The organism is Aggregatibacter actinomycetemcomitans (genome assembly GCF_023518055.1).
GTDB classification, from domain to species: Bacteria; Pseudomonadota; Gammaproteobacteria; order Enterobacterales; family Pasteurellaceae; genus Aggregatibacter; species Aggregatibacter actinomycetemcomitans.
The window spans coordinates 1,196,150-1,217,105 of the sequence record NZ_CP085096.1 but is presented as its reverse complement, the minus strand read 5'-3'; the positions used below and the strand labels follow the sequence as shown (position 1 = coordinate 1,217,105).

Genomic DNA, 20,956 nt, shown 5'->3' with positions numbered 1-20,956 from the left:
TTTTTTGTATGCTAAAACACACTTACGCGTGTGCAACAATCAAAACAAAATTTTTAAAACTTCATTTCTATTGTTATTGCATAATTTCGCCCCGGTGCAACATAGCGGTTATAGTTACCTACCCTGGTGTGCTGGTTTATTGCACCTGTAGCGCTTTGTCGGACAGACTCCCATGTTGAATAACGGGAATTGAACAAATTATATACACCAAAACGTGCCGTCATAAAGTCGGCCAATGTGACATAACCCGATAAATCCACCGTATGCCAAGATGAGGTTGTTACTTTTGCCGCTTTAACTTTCCGTGATTGTTGAATATGTTTACGAGTACCTGTCAGTTCATCTTCGGACTTAGCCTGAGAATGTGTATAAATAGCATTCATGCCCCATTTACCGGTCGGCGCATCATAGCCCAAGCCTATAACGTAACGTGCCGGTTGAATGGCATCAAATAAATGGTTAGTAACAGTAACTAAATTCGGTCTGACTCGATTATCTTTTACTTTAATACGATTGTAGGCAAAAGTAGAGTATAAGCCATAAGGCAAGGCTTTCCATACACTATGCCATTCCAATTGTGCAAGAATATTAATACCCACTAATTTTGCATCTTGTGCATTGCGGAAACCATAATCGCCTCTACCGATTAGTCCTAATCTTCCGCCTTTTCGCACACTTTCGCCAAATGCTATCAACCCTTTGTAGGAATTACGGAAATGACTTATTTCAAAGCTACCCAAATCGCCTTTTAAGACAATACCGAACTCTTGGTTAAGGGATTTTTCAGGTTCAAATTTGGCCACATAAACTTTTTTGCTTCCCGATCTCCAGCCATACAGTTCGTCGAAACTCGGCACACGGAAACCGGTTGAAATACGGTAAGAAAAATCCAGCCATTCGGTTGGTTTTAGTACGACACCCGCATTCCATGAGAAATTACGATAATCAGCCCGGCTGATTAATGGATCGTCGCTATGGGCACGATAAATGTCATACCGTCCTCCTATACCGAAATCAACATATTTACCCAGCGACATGTTGTCACGTATGGCGACATAGTAATTCTTACCTCTAATTTTGCGTGTAATACAAGATAGTTCGGTTAAAGTACTTTTATAATCACAAAAATCCGTGGTTTTCAGAACCGGAGGATGAATTTTATAAAAGTGCGGTGATTCTTTCGTTCCCCTCCCTTTTAAATGTTCTTGTTTCTGATCCACTCGCTGTTCCACAAAATCACCGTGCTGTAGTTTAGAAGTAAAATAATCTAAACCCAGATTAGCCGAAACCTGATGATCGCCCCATTTGGTTTCAAGTTTTTTATCCGCATCCAGTCGAAGTAAATTATGTTCTTCGGTATAAATATTGCGCTCTGTTTGGTGATATGAAAACGGCTTGGATAAATCTGCACGACAAGACTTACTGACTGACGGATATTTTGCGCAATGCGTGAACGGAATAAAGCTATCAAGTTCAATCTTTTGCTGATCAAAACTTAAACGCAACTGATCAATCCAGCTTTTTTGCGCATTTTTATAAATATACTCAATACCTATACGTTTTTTTCTGTGGTGTTCATCATAGAACCTACCCCGCCCATAACTGAAGCCCAGCTGGTTATGTCTCGTACGTTGGAATTGCCCGTAATTTTGTCCTTGATAGATCCCTTGGGAACCACCAATATGAGGCTTTTCACGAGAATAAGGCAAGATATATGCAGGTAATGTCATATCGCGAATATCAAAGCGCTGTTTAGTATATTCCATAACCGCCCCGAGATAATGTTGCTCGGAAAAGTGATAACCCGGGCGGAAAAACCAAGATTGACTACGAGATTTCATCGGGTTCGGCGCAACACGATTCTCACCGGTATACTCTCCCTGACTAGCCGTCTCTTCTTGCTCAGGAATAACTCTTGCCAGTGGCTTTATGTAACCTTTGCATAAATCAACATTACCGGACGGACAATCCTCTTGCAAAAGAAAATAGTTATATGTACCGCCCGTACCCGGTACGGCAACCTGGCGGGAATAACGCTGTCTTCCCCTGCGTGCATCACGATGAATTTGTGCTTCTTTGCCTCGACGATCCGTGTAGATGAATAGACCCTCAAACCCATCGTTTTTTCCCGCTATTGCAATGGAATGTGTGGAAGCACGATTTTTACTGGCATAGGCGTTCTTAGTCTGTAACCCCCAGTTTTTACCGGGCTGGATAATGTCATCCGCTGTTTTAGTACGAAACGCTACAGCACCGGCCAATGCACCATTACCATATTCTGAAGAACTGGAACCTTTACTGATTTCAATGGATTTTATGTTTTCATATTCAACTTCGTTAATTGCACCTGTACCGGCATAACCGTTGCCGGCCGCCGGTGGACCTTGAACCACATAAGACTGACTTTGAGGTAGACCATCTACACTTAATGAAATTCTATTACGATCCATTCCGCGAATGGAATAACCGGAAGAGGTGCCCCGACCTTGCTCGACCACCGAAATTCCCGGATCATACGGGTTAAATCCCGAATATTTAAAACTTGCTCACGATTTATCGTTTCAGTTGTTTTTACAACTTTTCCTAATCCGGTCACTTCATTGTCTTTCCGGTCTTTGATTTTTTCTGTAACGACATCGATGGTTTCAAGTTCTTCTTTTTTTGTATCGGCTGTAGCGGCATAGCCGACGTAGCTATAACAAGAAACGAAAAGGTAGGTTATGAGGTTAACACAAAATTTTGTGTTGCTTTTTCATCAATTTTCCCTTTAGTAATGAGCAATAAAAACGGCGCTGTACTGTTTATCAAAAAACGAAATCAACGACGATTTTCATACTCAGCATCTTAAGCAGTATTTGTGTTGTTGATTTGATACCAACAACGAAGAAGCTCAACGCATTTTTAATCTATAAGTATTAATCAGCGAAAGCTATTATCAATAACACCGAATGATAATAGTTATCATTATATATCATTAAAGATACTTATCAAGTAACGTTATGCTTCACCGCACTTTTCCTTCCCCGCCTTCAAGTTTCTTAATAAAAGTTCTATATTTTTCTGTACTAGTGGAGTAGTATGTTTCGCATTCAAGCAAAAGTGCGGTGATTTTTCCACATGAATTTTCATCACGTACAAATTCCACAAGATAAGGAGAAATAATGATGACAAGAATCGCATTGGTTACCGGCGCCACCGCCGGATTTGGTAACGCCATTTGCCGAACCTTATTGAATGCCGGTTATTCGGTGATCGGCACCGGCAGAAGAAGCGAACGTTTAGCGCAGCTTCAACAAGAATACGGCAAACATTTCTTCCCTCTCACCTTTGATATTTCTGACCGTCACGCCGCTGAAAATGCGTTGAAAACCCTACCGCCGCAATGGCAGGCAATCGATTTGTTAGTCAACAATGCAGGGCTGGCATTAGGCTTGGAATCCGCCGATAAGGTGAATTTAGACGATTGGAACAAAATGATTGATACCAATGTGAAAGGCTTAGTCACTATGACCCGCTTAGTGTTGCCGCAAATGGTGGCGCGTAATCAGGGGCACATTATCAACTTCGGTTCTATCACCGGCACCTATCCTTACCCTGGCGGCAATGTTTATGGCGGTACCAAAGCCTTTGTAAAACAATTTAGCTTAAACCTACGTGCCGATCTTGCCGGAACCAATATTCGCGTTTCCAATGTGGAACCGGGACTGTGCGGCGGCACGGAATTTTCTAACGTACGTTTTAAAGGCGATAACGCCCGCGCGGAAAAACTCTACGAAAACGTACAATATGTTACGCCACAAGATATTGCCAATATCGTGTTGTGGCTCAATCAACAACCGGAACACGTCAACATTAACCGCATTGAAGTGATGCCGACGGCGCAAACCTTCGCCCCGCTTAATGTAGCAAGGAATTTAAATTTAGATTAAGGAAGCAAGATGGCGGAAACGATTTTAAACCCGTATTTCGGGGAATTCGGCGGAATGTATGTGCCGGAAATTCTAGTGCCGGTGTTGCAACAGTTGGAAAAAGCGTTTGTAGAAGCCAAGGCGGATCCTGCATTTCAGCGCGAATTTCAGGATTTATTGAAAAATTATGCCGGCAGACCCACCGCACTTACCCTTTGTCGCAATCTCACCAAAGGCACCAACGCCAAAATCTATTTAAAACGGGAAGATTTATTACACGGCGGCGCACATAAAACCAACCAGGTATTAGGTCAGATTTTGCTTGCCAAACGCATGGGCAAAACCCGCATTATTGCCGAAACCGGCGCGGGACAGCACGGTGTCGCCACTGCTCTCGCCTGCGCCATGTTGGATATGCCGTGCCGTGTTTATATGGGCGCGAAAGATGTGGAACGCCAATCGCCGAATGTGTTTCGTATGCGTTTAATGGGCACGGAAGTGGTACCGGTGCAAAAAGGTTCCTGTTCTTTGAAAGACGCTTGCTGCGAAGCCATGCGTGACTGGTCGGCAAATTATGAAAATACGCACTATTTGCTCGGCACAGCGGCAGGTCCGCACCCTTTTCCGACTATCGTGCGTGAATTCCAGAAAATGATCGGGGAAGAAACCAAACGCCAAATGCTGGAAAAAGAAGGTCGTTTACCGGACGCGGTAATTGCGGCAGTCGGCGGTGGCTCAAATGCGATCGGAATGTTTACCGATTTTATTGACGAAAAAGAGGTGCGTTTAATCGGCGTGGAACCTGCCGGCAAAGGCATTGAAACGGGCAAACACGGCGCGCCGTTAGGTCATGCCAAAGTGGGAATTTATTTCGGTATGAAATCACCGTTGATGCAAACGGAAGACGGTCAAGTGGAAGAATCCTATTCCATTTCGGCGGGCTTGGATTTCCCTTCCGTGGGGCCGCAACACGCCTATTTACAAAGCATCGGTCGTGCGGAATACCCAAGTATTACCGATAATGAAGCCCTTGACGCGTTCCAAGCATTGGCAAAACACGAAGGCATTATTCCTGCGTTAGAAAGCTCCCACGCCCTCGCCCAAGCCTTAAAAATGATCCGTCAGGAACCAAATAAAGCGCAAATTTTGGTGGTGAATTTGTCCGGTCGCGGCGATAAAGATATTTTCACCGTAGATAAAATTTTAAATGAAAAAGGAATGTAATCATGAGCCGTTTTGAAACCACATTTGCCCAATTACACGCGCAAAATGAAGGCGCATTCGTTCCTTTCGTGACCTTATGCGACCCGACTTTCGACCGTTCTTTTGACATTATTTGCACCCTGGTGGATAACGAGGCGGACGCATTGGAACTGGGTTTTCCGTTCTCCGATCCCTTATTGGACGGACCGGTGATTCAAGCCGCCAACAATCGTGCGTTAAACGCCGGTCACAGCACGGAAAACAGCTTTAAATTGCTGGAAAAAGTGCGGTCAAAATATCCGGAGATTCCGATGAGTTTGCTGCTTTGCGCCAATTTAATTTTTGCCAAAGGCTTGGATAATTTTTATCAGCGTTGCGCCGACGTGGGCGTGGACGCCGTGTTGGTTGCCGATATTCCGTTGTTGGCGAAAGACGATTATGTCGCCGCCGCGAAAAGACACGGTATTCAACCCGTTTTTATTTGCCCGCCGAATGCAGACGAAAAAACCATTCAAGATGTGGCGCAAAATAGTGAAGGTTACACGTATTTGGTTTCCCGCGCGGGCGTGACCGGTGCAGAAAATCAAAGCCATACGGCGAATCTGGACAGCTTAGTAGAACGACTCAAAGCCCACCACGCCGCGCCAATTCTGCAAGGCTTCGGCATCGCCCAACCGGCGCAGGTAAAAGAAGCACTGCAACTGGGCGCGGCAGGGGCGATTTCCGGTTCCGCTACGGTGAAAATCATTGCGCGAAATTTGGATAACCACGCCCAATGTTTAACTGAACTCGGCGAATTCGTACGCAATATGAAAGCGGCGACGAAATAACCAAAAAAACAACCGCACTTTTGAAATGTCACGAAAGTGCGGTTAAAATCCTTTCCGTTTTTCTGAATTTTCCGCCTTTTTACAAACCCTGTCACTGGTCTACTCTCTTTTCTATAGTTTTCGCTATTTAGGGTTAATGAATTCAATAACCACTAGATGTTGTGGTTATTTTTATTTTTCACCACTATTCAAAGAGAATAAAAATCCTGATTTTCATCACAATTAAATCCTGTTAGCATAAACGGGATTATTCTTACTAATTTACAAGGTTATTATGTCTCACACCCAATTTCTTCCAATTACCGATCCGAATCGACCGGATTTTGCCTGGCTTAATGAAGACAGCAAATTGTTTTTACAACGTGGTTATCTGTTAGAAGGCACCTCCGCCTTAGAGCGCATTCGTTTCATCGCCGATTACGCCGAACAAAAACTCGGCATTGAAGGCTATGCGGATAAATTTTATCACTACATGGCGCGCGGCTATTATTCCCTTTCCTCACCGATTTGGTCGAACTTCGGCTTAAGCCGCGGTTTAAGCATCAGCTGCTTCGGTTCCTATATCGGTGATTCCATCAACAGCATTATGTCCACCGTGGCGGAAATCGGCGTGATGAGCAAACTCGGCGGCGGCACCTCAGGCTATTTCGGCGATATTCGCCCGCGCGGTTCCAACATCACCAATAACGGTAAATCCAACGGTTCTTTCGCCTTCACTAAACTGTTTGAAGCTACTATTGACACCATCAGCCAAGGCACCAGCCGTAAAGGGATGTTCGCCGGTTATATCGACATCGACCACGGCGACATTGAAGAATGGCTGGATATTCACACCGAAGGCAACCCGATTCAGTTAATGTATTACGGCGTGTGCGTCAGCCACGAATGGTTAGAAGCAATGAAAGCCGGCGATCCGTACAAGCGCCAAATCTGGGCAAAATTGTTACAACGTAAGACGGAAACGGGCATTCCCTATTTGTTCTTCAAGGATAACGCCAATGCCGGTCGCCCGGACGTGTATAAAGATCGCAACATGATGATTCACGCCTCCAATTTATGTAGTGAAATCGCCTTGCCGTCCAGCGAAGACGAAAGTTTCGTGTGTTGTTTATCTTCTATGAATTTGCTCTATTTTGATGAATGGAAAGACACCGACGCACCGGAAGTGCTGACCTATTTCCTGGATACGGTGATGAGCGAGTTCATTGCACAAAGCGCCAATATTCAATACATGGAAAAAGCCAATAAATTCGCCCGTCGTCATCGTGCGCTGGGCTTAGGTGTGCTGGGCTGGCACAGCTATTTGCAATCGAAAAATATCGCTTTCGACAGCTTTGAAGCCATGCAATATAACAATATGATTTTCAAATTGTTACAGGAAAAAACCTTAAAAGCCTCGAAAGAGCTGGCCCATCGTTTCGGTGAACCGGAAATTCTGAAAGGTTATGGTCGCCGTAATACCACCTTAATGAGCGTGGCGCCGACCAAATCCAGCAGCTTTATTTTAGGCAGCGTATCGCCATCTATCGAACCGTTTAAATCCAATTACTACGTGAAAGATTTGTCCAAAATTAAAGTGGTCTATAAAAACCCGTTTTTGGAAGCGTTGCTCAAACAAAAAGGCCTGGATCGCGAAGATATTTGGGAAAGCATTCTGTTCAATGACGGTTCCGTACAGCATTTAAACGAGCTGACCGAACAGGAAAAAGAGGTGTTTAAAACCTTCTCGGAAATCAGTCAACTTTCCGTGATTCAACAGGCGGCACAACGTCAAAAATACATCGACCAAGGGCAAAGCGTTAATATCATGGTGCATCCGGCAACCCCGGCACGTGATTTAAACCAGCTTTACCTCACCGCCGAAGAACTGGGTTTGAAATCCATTTATTACCAATACAGCATGAGTGCGGCGCAAGTGTTTAACCGTAACCTGCTTAATTGCAGCAGTTGTGAAGGTTAAAAAAACACGAGAAAAAACCACCGCACTTTTTACAACAAAACAGATGATAGCGCGCGTTTTTTAACGCGTGCCAAATTTTACGGCACACACCGGCAAATCAAGCCTTATTCCATGAATCACGAGGATCGCACAATGAACGCCACCGCAAAACGCAGCTTATTTACCCCACGCTTTGAAATTAAACCTTACGAATATCCCGAACTGCTTGAATTTAAAGACGCTATCCGCCATTCTTACTGGCTTCACACGGAATTTAATTTCACCGGCGACATTCAGGATTTTCGCACCCATATCAGCGATGTTGAACGTGCCGTTATCACCAAAACCATGCTTGCCATTTCGCAAATTGAAGTAAGCGTCAAACGCTTCTGGGGCAATCTCTATAATTATTTCCCGAAACCGGAAATTGAAGATGTGGGCGGCAGTTTTCTGGAATCGGAAATTCGCCACAAAGATGCCTATTCTTTCCTGCTGGAAAAACTCGGGTTGAATGAAATGTTCCGCAACGTGCGTCAATACAAAGCCATCATGGCGCGCATTGAGTACATGGAAGCCTTCATGCGTAAAAAAGACGTGAGCCAACAGGATTTTGTGCTTTCACTGGTGATGTTTTCACTGTTCGTGGAACACATTTCGCTGTTCAGCCAGTTTGTTATCATGATGAGCTTCAACAAACATAAAAACCTGTTCAAAGGCATTTCTAATGCGGTAGAAGCCACATCCAAAGAAGAAGAAATTCACGGGCGTTTTGGTATTAGCCTTTATCATCTTTTACGCGAAGAACAGCCGGAATTATTTACCGACGAGTTCTATGCGGAATTAAAAGAACTCTCCGAGCAAGCTTTCAACGCAGAAAAAGCGATTTTGGACTGGATTTTCGAAGACGGCGAATTGAGTTTCTTAAGCAAAGCCACCGTCGAAAATTACATTGCCAACCGTTACAACAACTCTCTTGTGACGTTAGGTTTGGAACCGATTTACAACATCAATCCGGCGCAATTGAAGGAAACGGAATGGTTTGACATTGAAATTCTCTCCACCAAGGAAACGGATTTCTTCAACAAGCGCTCCACCGATTACAGTAAAAAAATGAAACAAATCACGGCAGACGATTTATTTTAGCTTCAAAAAGTGCGGTAGAAAATTAATGTGTTTTTTCACCGCACTTTTTTCATGGGGAAACCGTAACCGATTATGTCTAAACACCTTTATAAAATCGGCTAAAATTGCAACGGTTTTTCCTGAAATGTGATCTCGATCTAACTTTATTTTCGGCGTATAATACCGCCCGGTTCTTGTGGGTAATTGTTGAAACCTGCGCCCGCAATAAAAAGTTTTTACAATACAACCAATTACGGAGAAATCTTAATGTCCAGAAGACTAAGAAGAACGAAAATTGTATGTACTATGGGACCTTCAACAGACCGTGGTAACAATTTAGAAAAAATCATTGCTGCCGGTGCCAACGTAGTACGTATGAATTTCTCACATGGCTCACCAGAAGATCATATCGCCCGCGCAGAATATGTACGTGAAATTGCCAAAAAATTAGGTAAAACCGTGGCGATTTTAGGTGACTTACAAGGCCCTAAAATTCGCGTATCCACCTTTAAAGACGGCAAAATCTTCTTAAACGTCGGCGATAAATTCGTATTAGACGCAGAATTACCGAAAGGTGAAGGTACACAAGAAGTTGTCGGCTTAGACTACAAAACCCTTCCACAAGACGTTGTACCGGGCGATATTCTGTTATTAGACGATGGTCGCGTACAATTAAAAGTATTATCCACCGAAGGCGCGAAAGTCTTCACCGAAGTGACTGTAGGCGGCCCGTTATCCAACAACAAAGGGATTAACAAATTAGGCGGCGGCTTATCTGCCAATGCCTTAACCGAAAAAGACAAAGCGGACATCATTACCGCCGCGCGTATCGGCGTTGACTACCTTGCCGTCTCCTTCCCGCGCTCCAGCGCAGATTTAAACTACGCCCGTCAATTAGCCCAAGAAGCCGGCTTAAATGCCAAAATCGTTGCCAAAGTTGAACGTGCCGAAACCGTTGTTGACGATGCTTCGATGGACGACATCATTCTGGCTTCCGACATCATAATGGTTGCCCGTGGTGACTTAGGGGTGGAAATCGGTGATCCGGAATTGGTCGGCGTACAGAAAAAATTAATCCGCCGCTCCCGTAAATTAAATCGCGTGGTAATCACCGCGACACAAATGATGGAATCTATGATCAGCAACCCAATGCCAACCCGTGCGGAAGTCATGGACGTGGCGAACGCGGTATTGGACGGCACCGACGCAGTAATGCTTTCTGCCGAAACCGCCGCCGGTCAATACCCCGCCGAAACCGTTGCCGCCATGGCGAAAGTATGTTTAGGTGCGGAAAAAATGCCTAGCGTAAATACTTCTCATCATCGTATGGATATGGAATTCGACAATCCTGAAGAAACCATTGCCATGTCCGCCATGTTCGCTGCCAATCACATGAAAGGCGTGACTGCAATTATCGCTATGACCAGTTCCGGTCGCACCCCGCTGTTAATGTCTCGCATTAGCTCCGGTCTGCCAATTTTTGCCTTATCCCGTAATCAAAATACCTTAAACCTGTGTGCGTTGTATCGCGGTGTAACTCCGATTTATTACGATGATGTCAGCCGCACCATCGAAGGCGCGCAAAAAGCCATTAATCTGTTAAAAGAAAAAGGCTTCTTAATGTCCGGCGACACCGTGTTATTAACCCAAGGTGCAGAATTCGCCAACAGCGGTTCCAACACCAACACCTGTCGTATCCTTACCGTTGAATAATTAACGTAACGATAAACAGATAAAAAAGGCTTAGAGAATTCTAAGCCTTTTTTGTGTGAAGAAAAAACACCGAAAATTTCAACCGCACTTCATGCGTTGCTTATCAATTAACGGTTTCAGGAAACACCCATTCAAAGATTTTTTTACTTCGACTGCCGGTCATTATGGGTTCCAACTCGGCAACACAGCGATGATAATGCGTCGTTTTGCGATGCTCTTCCAAAGCAGCTTCGTTCACATAAACTTCATAAGCGTAAAAACGGGTACGAATTTCCGGATCACGTAACACATCAAAACGCAAATTGCCCGGCTCCTGTCGGGTACCGATATGATTACGCTCAAAGACGTCGAGAAATTCCAGCTCTTTACCTTCCTTGATATTAATTTCTACCAACATTGCAAACATAACAGACTCCTTATTGCAAAAAATGAGAAATACTACGCATTTTTTTCATGCAGATATAATTGATAGGCTTTTTCTGCATTTTCACCGCCGTGAACGATGGCATGTACCGCTTTTAACATGGCAATCGGCGCGTCGGATTGGAAGATATTACGCCCCATATCCACACCGGAAGCCCCTTGAACAATGGCTTTGTAGCACATATCCAGCGCCTCTTGTTCCGGGAGTTTTTTACCGCCGGCAATGACAATCGGTACCGGGCAACCGGCAGTTACACGTTCAAAGCCTTTATCCACATAATAGGTTTTGATGATATGCGCACCCATTTCCGCCGCGATACGGGTTGCCAAGGAAAAATAGCGCTGATCCCGCGCCATATCTTTACCTACGCCCGTTACCGCCATGGTCGGCATAAGGATCGTTGTAGTACACCGCCTTATTACACAGTATCGGTTTACTGTTGTTTAACATCACCACTTCTTTAAATTCTCCGATTAGTCTAAATTCCTGTGGTAAAAGCAACGGTCGCCCATGGTCGGTAATACTGTGACTGGACGTTTTTCCGCGACTATGGCTTAATTTATCTACAGTACGATTGCCCAGCACTTTTGAATATTCTTCCGCGTCCTCCTGATTGTCGGGGGCATATAGAATTTTACAGGCGATATTATCCAGGATAGCTTTAGCACCATCTTTACCGTAACCATTAGGCTTATCGGCACGAAGTTGCCCTTGTGATTGATAAATAATCAATAGGCGTAAACCATAACCGGCGATAAACCCTACCGATTTATTGATAATGCTCAACATACCGACGGCAGTAAACTCATCCATGAGTAGTAATAACTGATATTTTAATGTTGGGTTGGTTTCCGGTAGTTCGTCAATATTGTTGGCAATAACCATGCTCATAAACAGATTAGCGACTTGCGGAGCCAGGATTAAATCATTTGCCGAAATGTGGAAATAAATCGTGATTTTTTCCCGGCGCAAGGCGCGTAAATCAAAATCACTGGCAGAGGTAGCGTGTTCAACAATTTCATTTTGAAAAATGGTTAACGGACTGATAAAGGTTGAATCGATACTGCTTTTTGTTTTACCGGATTCACACGCCATTAAATAAATATTGAGTTTATCGGCAGTAGTCTGGTGAGCAATGCCGGATTGAACGCATAAGCGCGCATGTTGTGCAAAATCGATATGTTCTATCGAACCGTCTTCTTGAGTTTCATCAAAACCGGCATGTAAGCGTAATAGATTGGCATAGGTCAGTATCATATCGGTAAGGCTTTTTTGGCGCATATCCCACAGTAAAAAAGTGGTTGCTACAAAAAGATTCTGTGCCTGGTGCTGCCAAAAGTCTTTATCCGGGTCGCCGGTGAGCGGATATAAGCCCATAGCCTGATTTTTTAAATCGAGTTCGGCGCGTGCTCGGTCGCGCATATCAATACAATCCAATGGATTAAATCGGTGCGTGTTACGGTCAAACGGGGCAAAGCGATAGACTTTTTGCCCCAATATTTTTTGACGGTATTTACTGGTGATACGATAGCATTCGTTTTTAATGTCCTTCACAACCACAGATTGTTCCCATGCCAGCAAATTTGGAATAACAATCCCTACGCTTTTACCTCCCCGTGTCGGCGCTGCCAGTGAAACGAATTGCGCACCGATAAAGCGTAAAAGTTTTTTGCCGAGCTTGCCGACGATAATGCCGTTTTCTTCTTCCATCAAGCCCATTTCCCGCGCTTCCGAGGCAGTCGCAAATTCGGCGTTACCATAAAGATTCTTTTTAGGCTGATAGAAGAGTTTCAGCATAATCAGTAGGCAGACGACAAAACTAATCAATAAGGATTGCCAGATTTTCGGATAATTTCCCAGGATGGCATCCAGCGTAAGAGTAGGGTAGTAACGCTTGAACGCTTCAATCAGACGAATTTTATTTGCCAGTAGAAGTAAAAGCCCACTTAGAAAATACGTCGGAAGCAAAGTGACAAACAGAAATAATGCAATATTGGCTTTTTTCATCATTAACCTACCTTGAGCGAATTCAGTTTAGCTTGCGGATCAAAATAGATTTCCGTCATGTGTCTGCCGTGTTCATGACTGTTGGTAACATGAACAATAATATCTATCGTTTGTTGTAATAAACGGCGAATTACATCATAGGAAAGCGTGCGCCCTTGGTCGTTTTGCAACGTCATTAAAATAAGCCGTTCCCAGGTTTCAGCAACCGAACCGGCATGACAAGAGGTAATCGACCCGTTATGCCCGGAAGAAACCACATTGATAAAGTCATAAGTTTCCCCACCGCGTAATTCCGCCAGTAAAATACGATCCGGTTTCATTCGTAGGCAAGATTTCAGCAAAGAGGCAGCCGTGATTAAATCACCATTTTTTGCTTCGCTTGGATAGAATAAGTGGAAATAATTCTTATGTTGGCGTAAGAATAATTCCGGAGTATCTTCGATGGTGCCTAGGCGTTCATGCAACGGAATATAATCGACCAGGGCTTTCATTAAAGTGGTTTTCCCGGAGCCGGTTTCCCCGGCAATCACAATATTCTTCCCGCAGATAACCGCTTGTTTAAGAAATTCCGCATAATCGCCCTTATGATAAATTTCCAGTAGTGTCCGGTCATCATCTGACAAACGATTTTCCGTCTTGATAACACGACTAAAAAAGCCGTTGTTGATGTAATAATCCAGGTCAAAAAAAGACTTATTCGGTTTTCGCACCGTAATACTGATGGTTTCCCGTTCACTGGCGGGCGGAAGAATAATCTGTGTCCGCTCGCCGTTCGGTAATACCGCAGATAAAATTGGTTTGGTATCACTGATATAATCCCCGCGATACTTGGCTAACGCCCGAGCAAAAGAATCACATAAATCATAAGTAATATGCGGAGCGTCTTGATAATGCCATACGCCTTTTTTTTCAAAGAAAATTTCACCGGGGCGATTAATCGCAATTTTTGTAATGGCTTCGTCTTCGAGCAATTCTCCGAATAATTTATTGGCATGAAGTAAAATTGATACATCGCCGGAAGAGTTTATGACCATTATTTATACCTCCTATTTCTGTTTCAATTCGTACACATCGCCAAAATCAATATCCCGCGCAACAAAAATCCCCACTAAATCCCCTTGGTTCTTATAAAGCGTAGGGGGAATATTAATGGTTTTCTCTAAGATACTTTGTGCAATTTCCGAGCCGGCTTGTACCGTATCCGTTGGTTGGAAAGTTCCGCGTTTTGCTAATTGGGTAGATAGTGCACTGGTTGAATCGGTGATCATGCTTAACATGATGGCATTACCGAAACGTTCCCAGAAATGATTATCTACATAGCCCGGAATACCGGTTCCGCCTAATTCATCGGTTGCGCCGGAATTAATGTTGATGATGATATTTTTCGGTGTACGGATTTCACTCCAGACTACAAATAAACGTTCTTCGCCTTGCTGAATCTGACCGCTACGGAACTCACCGAACACGGTAGAGCCTTTTTCAATCAGTAGTACCGTGCCGTTTGCACTATATACATCGTTTGCCACAACGCAGCCGAGATTGCCGGCCACGGTGGAAACAAGTTTTGTGCGTAAGGAACACTGAATAAAAGTGCCTTTTGCCAACAGTAAATTGGCATTGACCGGGAGTTTATGCGCTTTACCCGCTTTAAACGTACTGACGTTATCTTCAAACATATCGCCTTTTGCCGGTTCCGGTGGTTGATTAGTTACCGTGTCAGTTGTATCTGTATTCTGAACATTTGAAACGGCTTGTAACGTTTCGCCATCGATAGTACCCGGAGACAATCCTTTGATTAAACGGGGGGCGGATGGAATATCTAACGCCTCTGTCGTACTATGATTTTCTACTGGAGCGGTTGCGGTAGGAATTGGTTGTGGCTCCGGATTTAAAATCGCCGGGATTTCTGCCGGTGGTGCCGTAAATGTTTTTGAACGCACCGTCGTACCGAATTCTTCTTTTTCCTTAACCTGTGCCGGTTGCGTATCCTTTTTATTCAAAAAGGAATAACCCAAAAACGCCACGGCAAGCAGTGCAATAATCAGAAAAATAAATAGATTTTGGTTTTTACCGCGTTTGGCAATTTTGCTGACTTCCGGTTGATAATCGGTTTCCGTTTTGTCATCCGTCGGCTGAATGGTTTTGTTATCGTTCATCTCTGCCTCCTATCGTTCGTCTCTTGCCACATTTGGTGAAATGGTCGTGTTATAAGTTACCGGTGTTTTTCCGTAACTTTGATTGTAAATGCCGACCACTTTTTCACCGCTACGTAATACCAATTTTTCTGCTGTTTTTTGGATGACTAATACCTGATAATTACCGTCTTGTTTAACATTAGTATTTAACAGACTTTCCGTGGAGCCTTCTAACAAGAAGGCTGCAGGAAAGGTTTTATTTGGGGCAAATCCAAGATAAGTAAAAATACCGTCATCATAAGCATAGTTTGGTGTGATGGTTTCACTGCCGGCCTTAACTTTCATTACGTAATCCCAATTTTTCGGTGTTTTGGTACTTTGCAAAGATTTTTCAATCGCTTGTTGTTCACGTTCGCGTTTATTCTTTTGACGTTGTGCGGCTAACTGTTTTTGTTTCTCCGTCGGATAGGAAAAATTTACCTGATATGATGACGTTGAGTTTTCCGGTACGAGTATTAAATCAAAGGAGTACGTGCGTTTATTAGTATTAATAAACAAGTTCGTATTCCATTGCCCCGGAGTCGGTTCAAAGTAGTTTTCGCCCTCACTGCTTTGTTGTTTTACCGCCATTGGTTTAATCAATACAAAATTATCATTATCGGTAATATCCCAGCCGTCTTTAAAACCGGTGTGTTTGTATAGAATACGCTCATCATCGGCAAAAATGATTACGGTAGAAAATCCATCTTTTGCATAAACCTTTGTGACATCTAAAGCGTTATAAACTTGTGACTGAATACGGTCATCATATTTTGATTTTATAGGTGTGCTGGCTGCATAAGTTTCTGTACCAAACACGATAAGTAATAAACAGATTAAAATTCGCATATTAAGCCTCATTATCTACCCGGTAATGTGTCACGATAAATCCTAATGGATTATCCATACGGAACCCTTCAATCATATTTTTTACCGGTAAATATTCGTATGTTAAAGAAACTACGATATTTTTTGCCGTTTCTTCGCCACTTGAAAGGTTGCGTTGAATTAAGCGAACGCGGGCAGTGGCAATATTATTAGCCTGACCATCCGTACCGACATCCGTTTTAGATAGCACGATGGAAATGACTTCAGGTTTAACTGTATTGCTGTTACCTAAAAGCTGATCACGCGCATTTTTACCTTCGTAAATATTGCGGTAGTCTTTGGCAACGTCGTCACTACTCATCATTTGCGTAAGTTCATATTCCTGTTGTAAGGTATTGAAATAATAACCTTCACGTGCCTTGATATACTGGCTGATAAAATGTTTATCCATCGCGTCATCTGTGGTTAGTGTTTCCACATCTAAGCGGGTTATCACATCCGGAATCCCCGTACCGTTATCACGGATCAGGAACGGTATAACTTCACGCAACGGTAAAATACTGACAATGACCGCACCGAGAACGAAGCTAATCAGCCAGGATACTCTGGCCACTTTCCAGGCGCGGGCTTCCGATTTTTCGATGTTCTCCTGGTTTTTGGCTTCCAAATCCCGATTTTGGTCAAGAATTTCTTGTTCGATATTGGTCATTTTTTATGTTCTCCTTGCGGTTGCATTGTTTTATTAACAGGTTCAAAGGATGTGCCTTTTAAATCATCCGGCCAACTTGACGAACAACCGACCAGATTAAAAAGTACAAAAAATAAGCATAATTTGTATATTTTTTGCATAAAAACCTCTCTTTTAAGTGTAAAAACCTCTCTTTTAAGTGTAAAAACCTCTCTTTTAAGTGTAAAAACCTCTACAAAGTAAATTGCATAATAAAAAATTAATGGAAAAAATTAAGACTTGTTGGCGCGATTCCTTACTGAATTGGCGACTGCCCGCGCCGTTCGATGTATTGCACTACCGACCTTGTAAGCGGTCGGTGCGCGACTGTATCCGGCACCGCTTGCGCCCATGCCAAAACGGGCGGCATTTTGTACGGAATTTTTAGCCCCGCTAAAGATTCCGCCTATTCCGCGTAATCCGGCGGAATAAGCGACACCCTCGACCGAGACAGAGGCTAATTGAGACGCATAATTTAATGAAAGATAAGCTAGATACCCCATGAAAAGACCAAATAGTAAGACGTAAAAACCTATCAATATTAAATTAAATTCTTTAGCTTGAGTTATAAGTCCACTTATATTTTTGCCAAAAAATGACATCCCCATGCGAAGTGAAATACCAATAAATACAACAGTAAGTATATTTGCCAAAATAAGCTGTAACCACTGATTAAAGGTATTGCGTAAGAAATTGTATAATAGACAAAAGATGAAAATAGGGGCAGTTACAGTCAATAGTTTTAATGTGATAGTTGTAGTAATAAAAATAATAAATGGCACAAATAAAGATACTGCTACACCAATCCAGGCAAGAAATGAAGCAATTCCACCTTCTAAGGGGACATATTTAGATTTATCTAGATCAAAGAGTTGACCAGCAATATCCGATCCTAATTCCAATTGGTCATCCATTAAACCGGCTATACCGTTTCCGGTAAAGCCGGTTAAGCTAGTTTTGAGATCATCAATTATCGCTAAAGAGTTATCCAGATACCCTCCATAATTCATCATAAATGCTACAATGATCATTTTTGTGGCAAAATCATAAATTAATGCTGTTGCTGGAGCTTCAATCTTGCCAGATATTACGGCAAATCCTTTTCCTAAAAAGTAAATTGTCAGTGTTACGCCAATAATTGTAAAAAGTGAGTTAGCAAAATTGCTACTCATAGATTGACTAACTGAATCCAATAACTGAATAACGAAAGAATCGATACTCTCAAAGAATCTCATAATGATAACCTAATTAGAAAAATTAACACCTCGAGTATTCATACGTCGAATACTTGCTTGTGCTTTATTTGCGTTTCGACAATTAGAATTTGCCATCAGCGGTTCGGCTTTTTTCTCACATTCTTCTAACATTTTTTGACGTTCAGTCGTATGTTCTTTGTAATACTCCACACTTTTAACTTCTTCTGAACAAGCACTTAAAGTTAATATAAATAATGCGATAAAAAGTTTTTTCATCTTTTACTCCGTATTAATTGAATATAACGCCCTTAACGTTTGAGCGACGTTGAGACGCTAACTGTTTTTGTTGCTCATTCATTAAGCGTCGGTATTCCGTTTGCCGTGCGTTGAATAAATCCAACTGGACTTTTTGTGATTGCAATGCGGCCAACTGCACGTCCATTGCATTTTTTAAGTCCTGGCTTTCTTTTACATCGTTTGATTTCGCCATACGATTAGCTAACTTATCAATTGCTTTAAGTTTGCTATTGACATTACTTTCAAACGAATCTAAGAAGCTCATACTTTCCACGGTGGAAACAATATTTGCTTCACAGGAAGTAATTTCACCTTGACGTAAATTCTTACAACGGTCAAAAAGGTTGTATTTTTCAAACAGGCTTTTAGCATTCGCGCTTAATGCGTTTTTCCCACCGGAAACTAAATCGATTACCGGGGTAAACTCCGATTTTAAGCCATTTATTTCACCATACAAACTATGCGCTTCACCAATAAAGGCTTGTACATCACGAATTCCTGTCTGTGAGGCTAATTGGTCGGCATACGCTTTCAGCTCATTTTTATAATGCGAAACTGTATCCGTCCACTGTTTAGCCTCTTTTGCCCATTGTTGCACCGTTTGAAGCATGCTCATTTGACGTTGACCGGCAGCTGCGGCATCAACAACCGGAATACCGCTGGCTTGTACCAATACCGGCATAGATAAAACAGCAATTAAAGTGAGTTTTTTAAACATTTTCATCACGTTCTCCTTATACACAACGTTGTTTATAAATCGGAATCCAGTCATTAGCGGCTTCGCCGACTTCTTCGATAATTTGATGTAGGATTTCTGCGTTATCCTTACTGGTTGACAGAATTTTTAAGTTTTCACGCCCTAAACCGCTTAAATCTAACTTAGCTAAGGCGGTTTCGAGCCCTTTACGCACTAAGAAAGTACGGGAATCCGGTTGTAATTCACGGATAATTTCAAATTGTTTTTCGCTGATTCCGAAACCATCCACATAATCTACTTTGCGTGCAATCGGGTTAGGTAAACAAATGGTTGTTTCACATTCCTCAACTACCGCGCGAGAAATTGGGCTTTTCAACACTTCATCCATACTTTGGGTCATCGGTATTTGGTTGTTTCTCAAAATTTGCTATTAAAATAAGGATTTTTTTGATTGCGCCCTGTCCTCATTTTGATTACGTCGCTACACCAGGCTAAATAGGAAACTTTCTTTTAATATGAATTAAAAAGAGTATGCCAAAGAAGAACTGATTGCTGAAATTTCATCAATGCTACTTTTCAGGAAGTATCAAATTGCCGTGCAAAATCCTAAACGAGATTTTTCTGATGAAAAAAATTCATTGGCATATTTGCGCGGGTGGATTATGGCGGACAAACTGACAAATGATGATTTTAAAGACGCCATAAAAACAGCTGTAAAAGTATCAAATTACATTACATGACAAGAATTAACCTTGGATAAATCTTTTGATGAATCCATGAAGTTAAATCCAGTGGAAGCATATCATAAATTGAAGGCGCAGCTCGCCTTTTAAAAAGAACCTATCAAAGAACAAGAGAAGGAAAGATAATATTTATGTAAAAACATAAATATTACTAAACATATAAGAGTAAAAGTGCGGTAGAAATTTACCGCACTTTTTGTTTATATCGTGCTTTAGCACAAATGAGGGGGTAACAGTATGCTAATACGCATTGTATATTCTTTGATAGATTTCCTAAAAAATGTTTTAGTAAATGGCAAATTAAGTCTTTTAGCCTCATTTGCTATATCATCAAGGAAACCTATCTTTAGTGGTTTAGGGTTTTCATAATCAATAACCTTACCAAAAAAACCTTCTAATAACGCCCTGTTTTCTTTTCTTGCTTGAGCTAACGCTTCTGCATTTTTGTATTGACTAAACTTTTTCATTATTTCCTAATCCTAACTTAATTCATCATTAACTATACTTTAGTCTCAAAAGTATTCAAGAATTCCATGACAAATAAAAATATTTCTGTGGTAACATTTCTATTGACTTTAAATTTTATGTGTGTACAATGAGAGAACAAGAGGGGTTATGAAAAACAATAAAGATGTTTCAATTAAAATCCGACTCAATAATGAGTTAAAGGAACAGGCAGCTAAAGAGTTAAATTCCATGGGAGTAACTATGTCAGACGCTGTCCGCCTTTATCTAAGTTATATAATTAAGAAGAAAAGGATTCCGCCAGAATTTACCGACAATTCATAATTTTTCTAAAAAAGTTCATTAAGAAGTTTTTTAGAGGAGTTTTTGAAAAGGTGATTATCTAGTTATAAAAACGGATCCGTTTTTGGAATTTTAGAGTTCAAATTTAGGTGAGAGTTTAGTTGTTACATCCTCTTAATCATGTGTTATCTCTTCCGCGTTGCCTAATAGTTTAGATGAATATCGTTTTTCTATAATGTATCCATAGCCATAAAAACCAAAATCAAGCACTCGAAGCACAACAGGAAATAATCCAAGCCATACTAACCAGAAGTATGCCGTGTTTAGCATTGAACTAAAGATTTCTTTGTCTACAAAAAGATTAGGCGTTAATAAAAACGCTAACCGACCTGAAATAAGTA

19 protein-coding genes and 1 pseudogene are annotated in these 20,956 nt (G+C 42.1%); 7 read left to right on the top strand and 13 right to left on the bottom strand.

What is annotated here, in order from left to right; translation table 11 throughout:
- Positions 1–53: 53 nt before the first annotated feature.
- Entirely contained in the window at positions 54–2,498 is a 2,445-nt protein-coding gene (locus LIN98_RS06215; RefSeq protein WP_347814260.1) for a lactoferrin/transferrin family TonB-dependent receptor, read from the bottom strand.
- Positions 2,499–3,164: 666 nt separating this feature from the next.
- Here LIN98_RS06215 and LIN98_RS06210 point away from each other — a divergent pair.
- The 6 genes from LIN98_RS06210 (at position 3,165) to pyk (ending at position 10,715) form a co-directional block, all read left to right on the top strand.
- Positions 3,165–3,929 carry an SDR family oxidoreductase gene (locus LIN98_RS06210; RefSeq protein ID WP_005592955.1) on the top strand — a complete coding sequence of 255 codons (765 nt, stop codon included), beginning with the start codon at positions 3,165–3,167 and terminating at the stop codon, positions 3,927–3,929.
- Between the two features lie 9 nt (positions 3,930–3,938).
- On the top strand, positions 3,939–5,132 hold the full coding sequence (gene trpB, locus LIN98_RS06205) for a tryptophan synthase subunit beta (RefSeq protein WP_005567646.1): 1,194 nt from the start codon (positions 3,939–3,941) through the stop codon (positions 5,130–5,132).
- Between the two features lie 2 nt (positions 5,133–5,134).
- A complete protein-coding gene (gene trpA, locus LIN98_RS06200; RefSeq protein ID WP_014167805.1) occupies positions 5,135–5,941 on the top strand; it encodes a tryptophan synthase subunit alpha in 807 nt (268 codons plus the stop codon).
- A 274-nt stretch (positions 5,942–6,215) separates the two neighbouring features.
- Positions 6,216–7,901 carry a ribonucleoside-diphosphate reductase subunit alpha gene (locus LIN98_RS06195; RefSeq protein ID WP_005567649.1) on the top strand — a complete coding sequence of 562 codons (1,686 nt, stop codon included), beginning with the start codon at positions 6,216–6,218 and terminating at the stop codon, positions 7,899–7,901.
- Between the two features lie 132 nt (positions 7,902–8,033).
- The gene (locus tag LIN98_RS06190) at positions 8,034–9,023 is read left to right on the top strand and encodes a ribonucleotide-diphosphate reductase subunit beta (protein WP_014167806.1); all 990 of its coding nucleotides are present in this window, start codon (positions 8,034–8,036) and stop codon (positions 9,021–9,023) included.
- A gap of 246 nt (positions 9,024–9,269) precedes the next feature.
- Positions 9,270–10,715, top strand: a complete 1,446-nt coding sequence (pyk, locus tag LIN98_RS06185) for a pyruvate kinase (protein WP_249856090.1) — start codon at positions 9,270–9,272, stop codon at positions 10,713–10,715.
- Between the two features lie 103 nt (positions 10,716–10,818).
- Here the strand turns inward: pyk and lsrG are convergent, their stop codons facing one another.
- The 12 genes and pseudogenes from lsrG to LIN98_RS06125 form a co-directional block, all read right to left on the bottom strand.
- Complete coding sequence (gene lsrG, locus LIN98_RS06180) at positions 10,819–11,121, bottom strand: (4S)-4-hydroxy-5-phosphonooxypentane-2,3-dione isomerase (protein WP_005567651.1); 303 nt, start codon at positions 11,119–11,121, stop codon at positions 10,819–10,821.
- A 32-nt stretch (positions 11,122–11,153) separates the two neighbouring features.
- Positions 11,154–11,531 (bottom strand): annotated as a pseudogene (locus LIN98_RS06175) (3-hydroxy-5-phosphonooxypentane-2,4-dione thiolase LsrF); the annotation flags it as partial.
- Positions 11,500–13,149 (bottom strand): type IV secretory system conjugative DNA transfer family protein, encoded by a 1,650-nt coding sequence (locus LIN98_RS06170; protein WP_249856089.1) that lies wholly within the window; start codon positions 13,147–13,149, stop codon positions 11,500–11,502. The gene LIN98_RS06170 and the pseudogene LIN98_RS06175, both read right to left, overlap by 32 nt.
- Entirely contained in the window at positions 13,149–14,180 is a 1,032-nt protein-coding gene (virB11, locus tag LIN98_RS06165; protein ID WP_249856088.1) for a P-type DNA transfer ATPase VirB11, read from the bottom strand. The genes LIN98_RS06170 and virB11 overlap by 1 nt, the downstream gene beginning before the upstream one ends.
- Before the next feature lie 12 nt (positions 14,181–14,192).
- Positions 14,193–15,302, bottom strand: a complete 1,110-nt coding sequence (gene virB10, locus LIN98_RS06160) for a type IV secretion system protein VirB10 (RefSeq protein ID WP_249856087.1) — start codon at positions 15,300–15,302, stop codon at positions 14,193–14,195.
- A gap of 9 nt (positions 15,303–15,311) precedes the next feature.
- Positions 15,312–16,169 (bottom strand): P-type conjugative transfer protein VirB9, encoded by an 858-nt coding sequence (gene virB9, locus LIN98_RS06155; protein WP_249856086.1) that lies wholly within the window; start codon positions 16,167–16,169, stop codon positions 15,312–15,314.
- A 1-nt stretch (position 16,170) separates the two neighbouring features.
- Positions 16,171–16,857: a VirB8 family type IV secretion system protein gene (locus LIN98_RS06150; RefSeq protein ID WP_249856085.1), complete on the bottom strand. Its 687-nt coding sequence runs from the start codon at positions 16,855–16,857 to the stop codon at positions 16,171–16,173.
- Positions 16,858–17,108: 251 nt separating this feature from the next.
- Entirely contained in the window at positions 17,109–18,110 is a 1,002-nt protein-coding gene (locus tag LIN98_RS06145) for a TrbL/VirB6 family protein (protein WP_148345092.1), read from the bottom strand.
- A 9-nt stretch (positions 18,111–18,119) separates the two neighbouring features.
- Complete coding sequence (locus LIN98_RS06140; RefSeq protein ID WP_061870015.1) at positions 18,120–18,347, bottom strand: EexN family lipoprotein; 228 nt, start codon at positions 18,345–18,347, stop codon at positions 18,120–18,122.
- Positions 18,348–18,360: 13 nt separating this feature from the next.
- The gene (locus LIN98_RS06135) at positions 18,361–19,092 is read right to left on the bottom strand and encodes a type IV secretion system protein (protein ID WP_249856084.1); all 732 of its coding nucleotides are present in this window, start codon (positions 19,090–19,092) and stop codon (positions 18,361–18,363) included.
- 10 nt (positions 19,093–19,102) lie between these two features.
- The gene (locus LIN98_RS06130; RefSeq protein ID WP_249856083.1) at positions 19,103–19,465 is read right to left on the bottom strand and encodes an ATPase; all 363 of its coding nucleotides are present in this window, start codon (positions 19,463–19,465) and stop codon (positions 19,103–19,105) included.
- Positions 19,466–20,020: 555 nt separating this feature from the next.
- On the bottom strand, positions 20,021–20,275 hold the full coding sequence (locus LIN98_RS06125; protein WP_148322206.1) for a ProQ/FINO family protein: 255 nt from the start codon (positions 20,273–20,275) through the stop codon (positions 20,021–20,023).
- Positions 20,276–20,423: 148 nt separating this feature from the next.
- Between LIN98_RS06125 and LIN98_RS06120 the strand changes: the two genes are divergently transcribed.
- Positions 20,424–20,597 (top strand): type II toxin-antitoxin system RelB/DinJ family antitoxin, encoded by a 174-nt coding sequence (locus LIN98_RS06120; protein ID WP_081107556.1) that lies wholly within the window; start codon positions 20,424–20,426, stop codon positions 20,595–20,597.
- Positions 20,598–20,956: the final 359 nt, after the last annotated feature.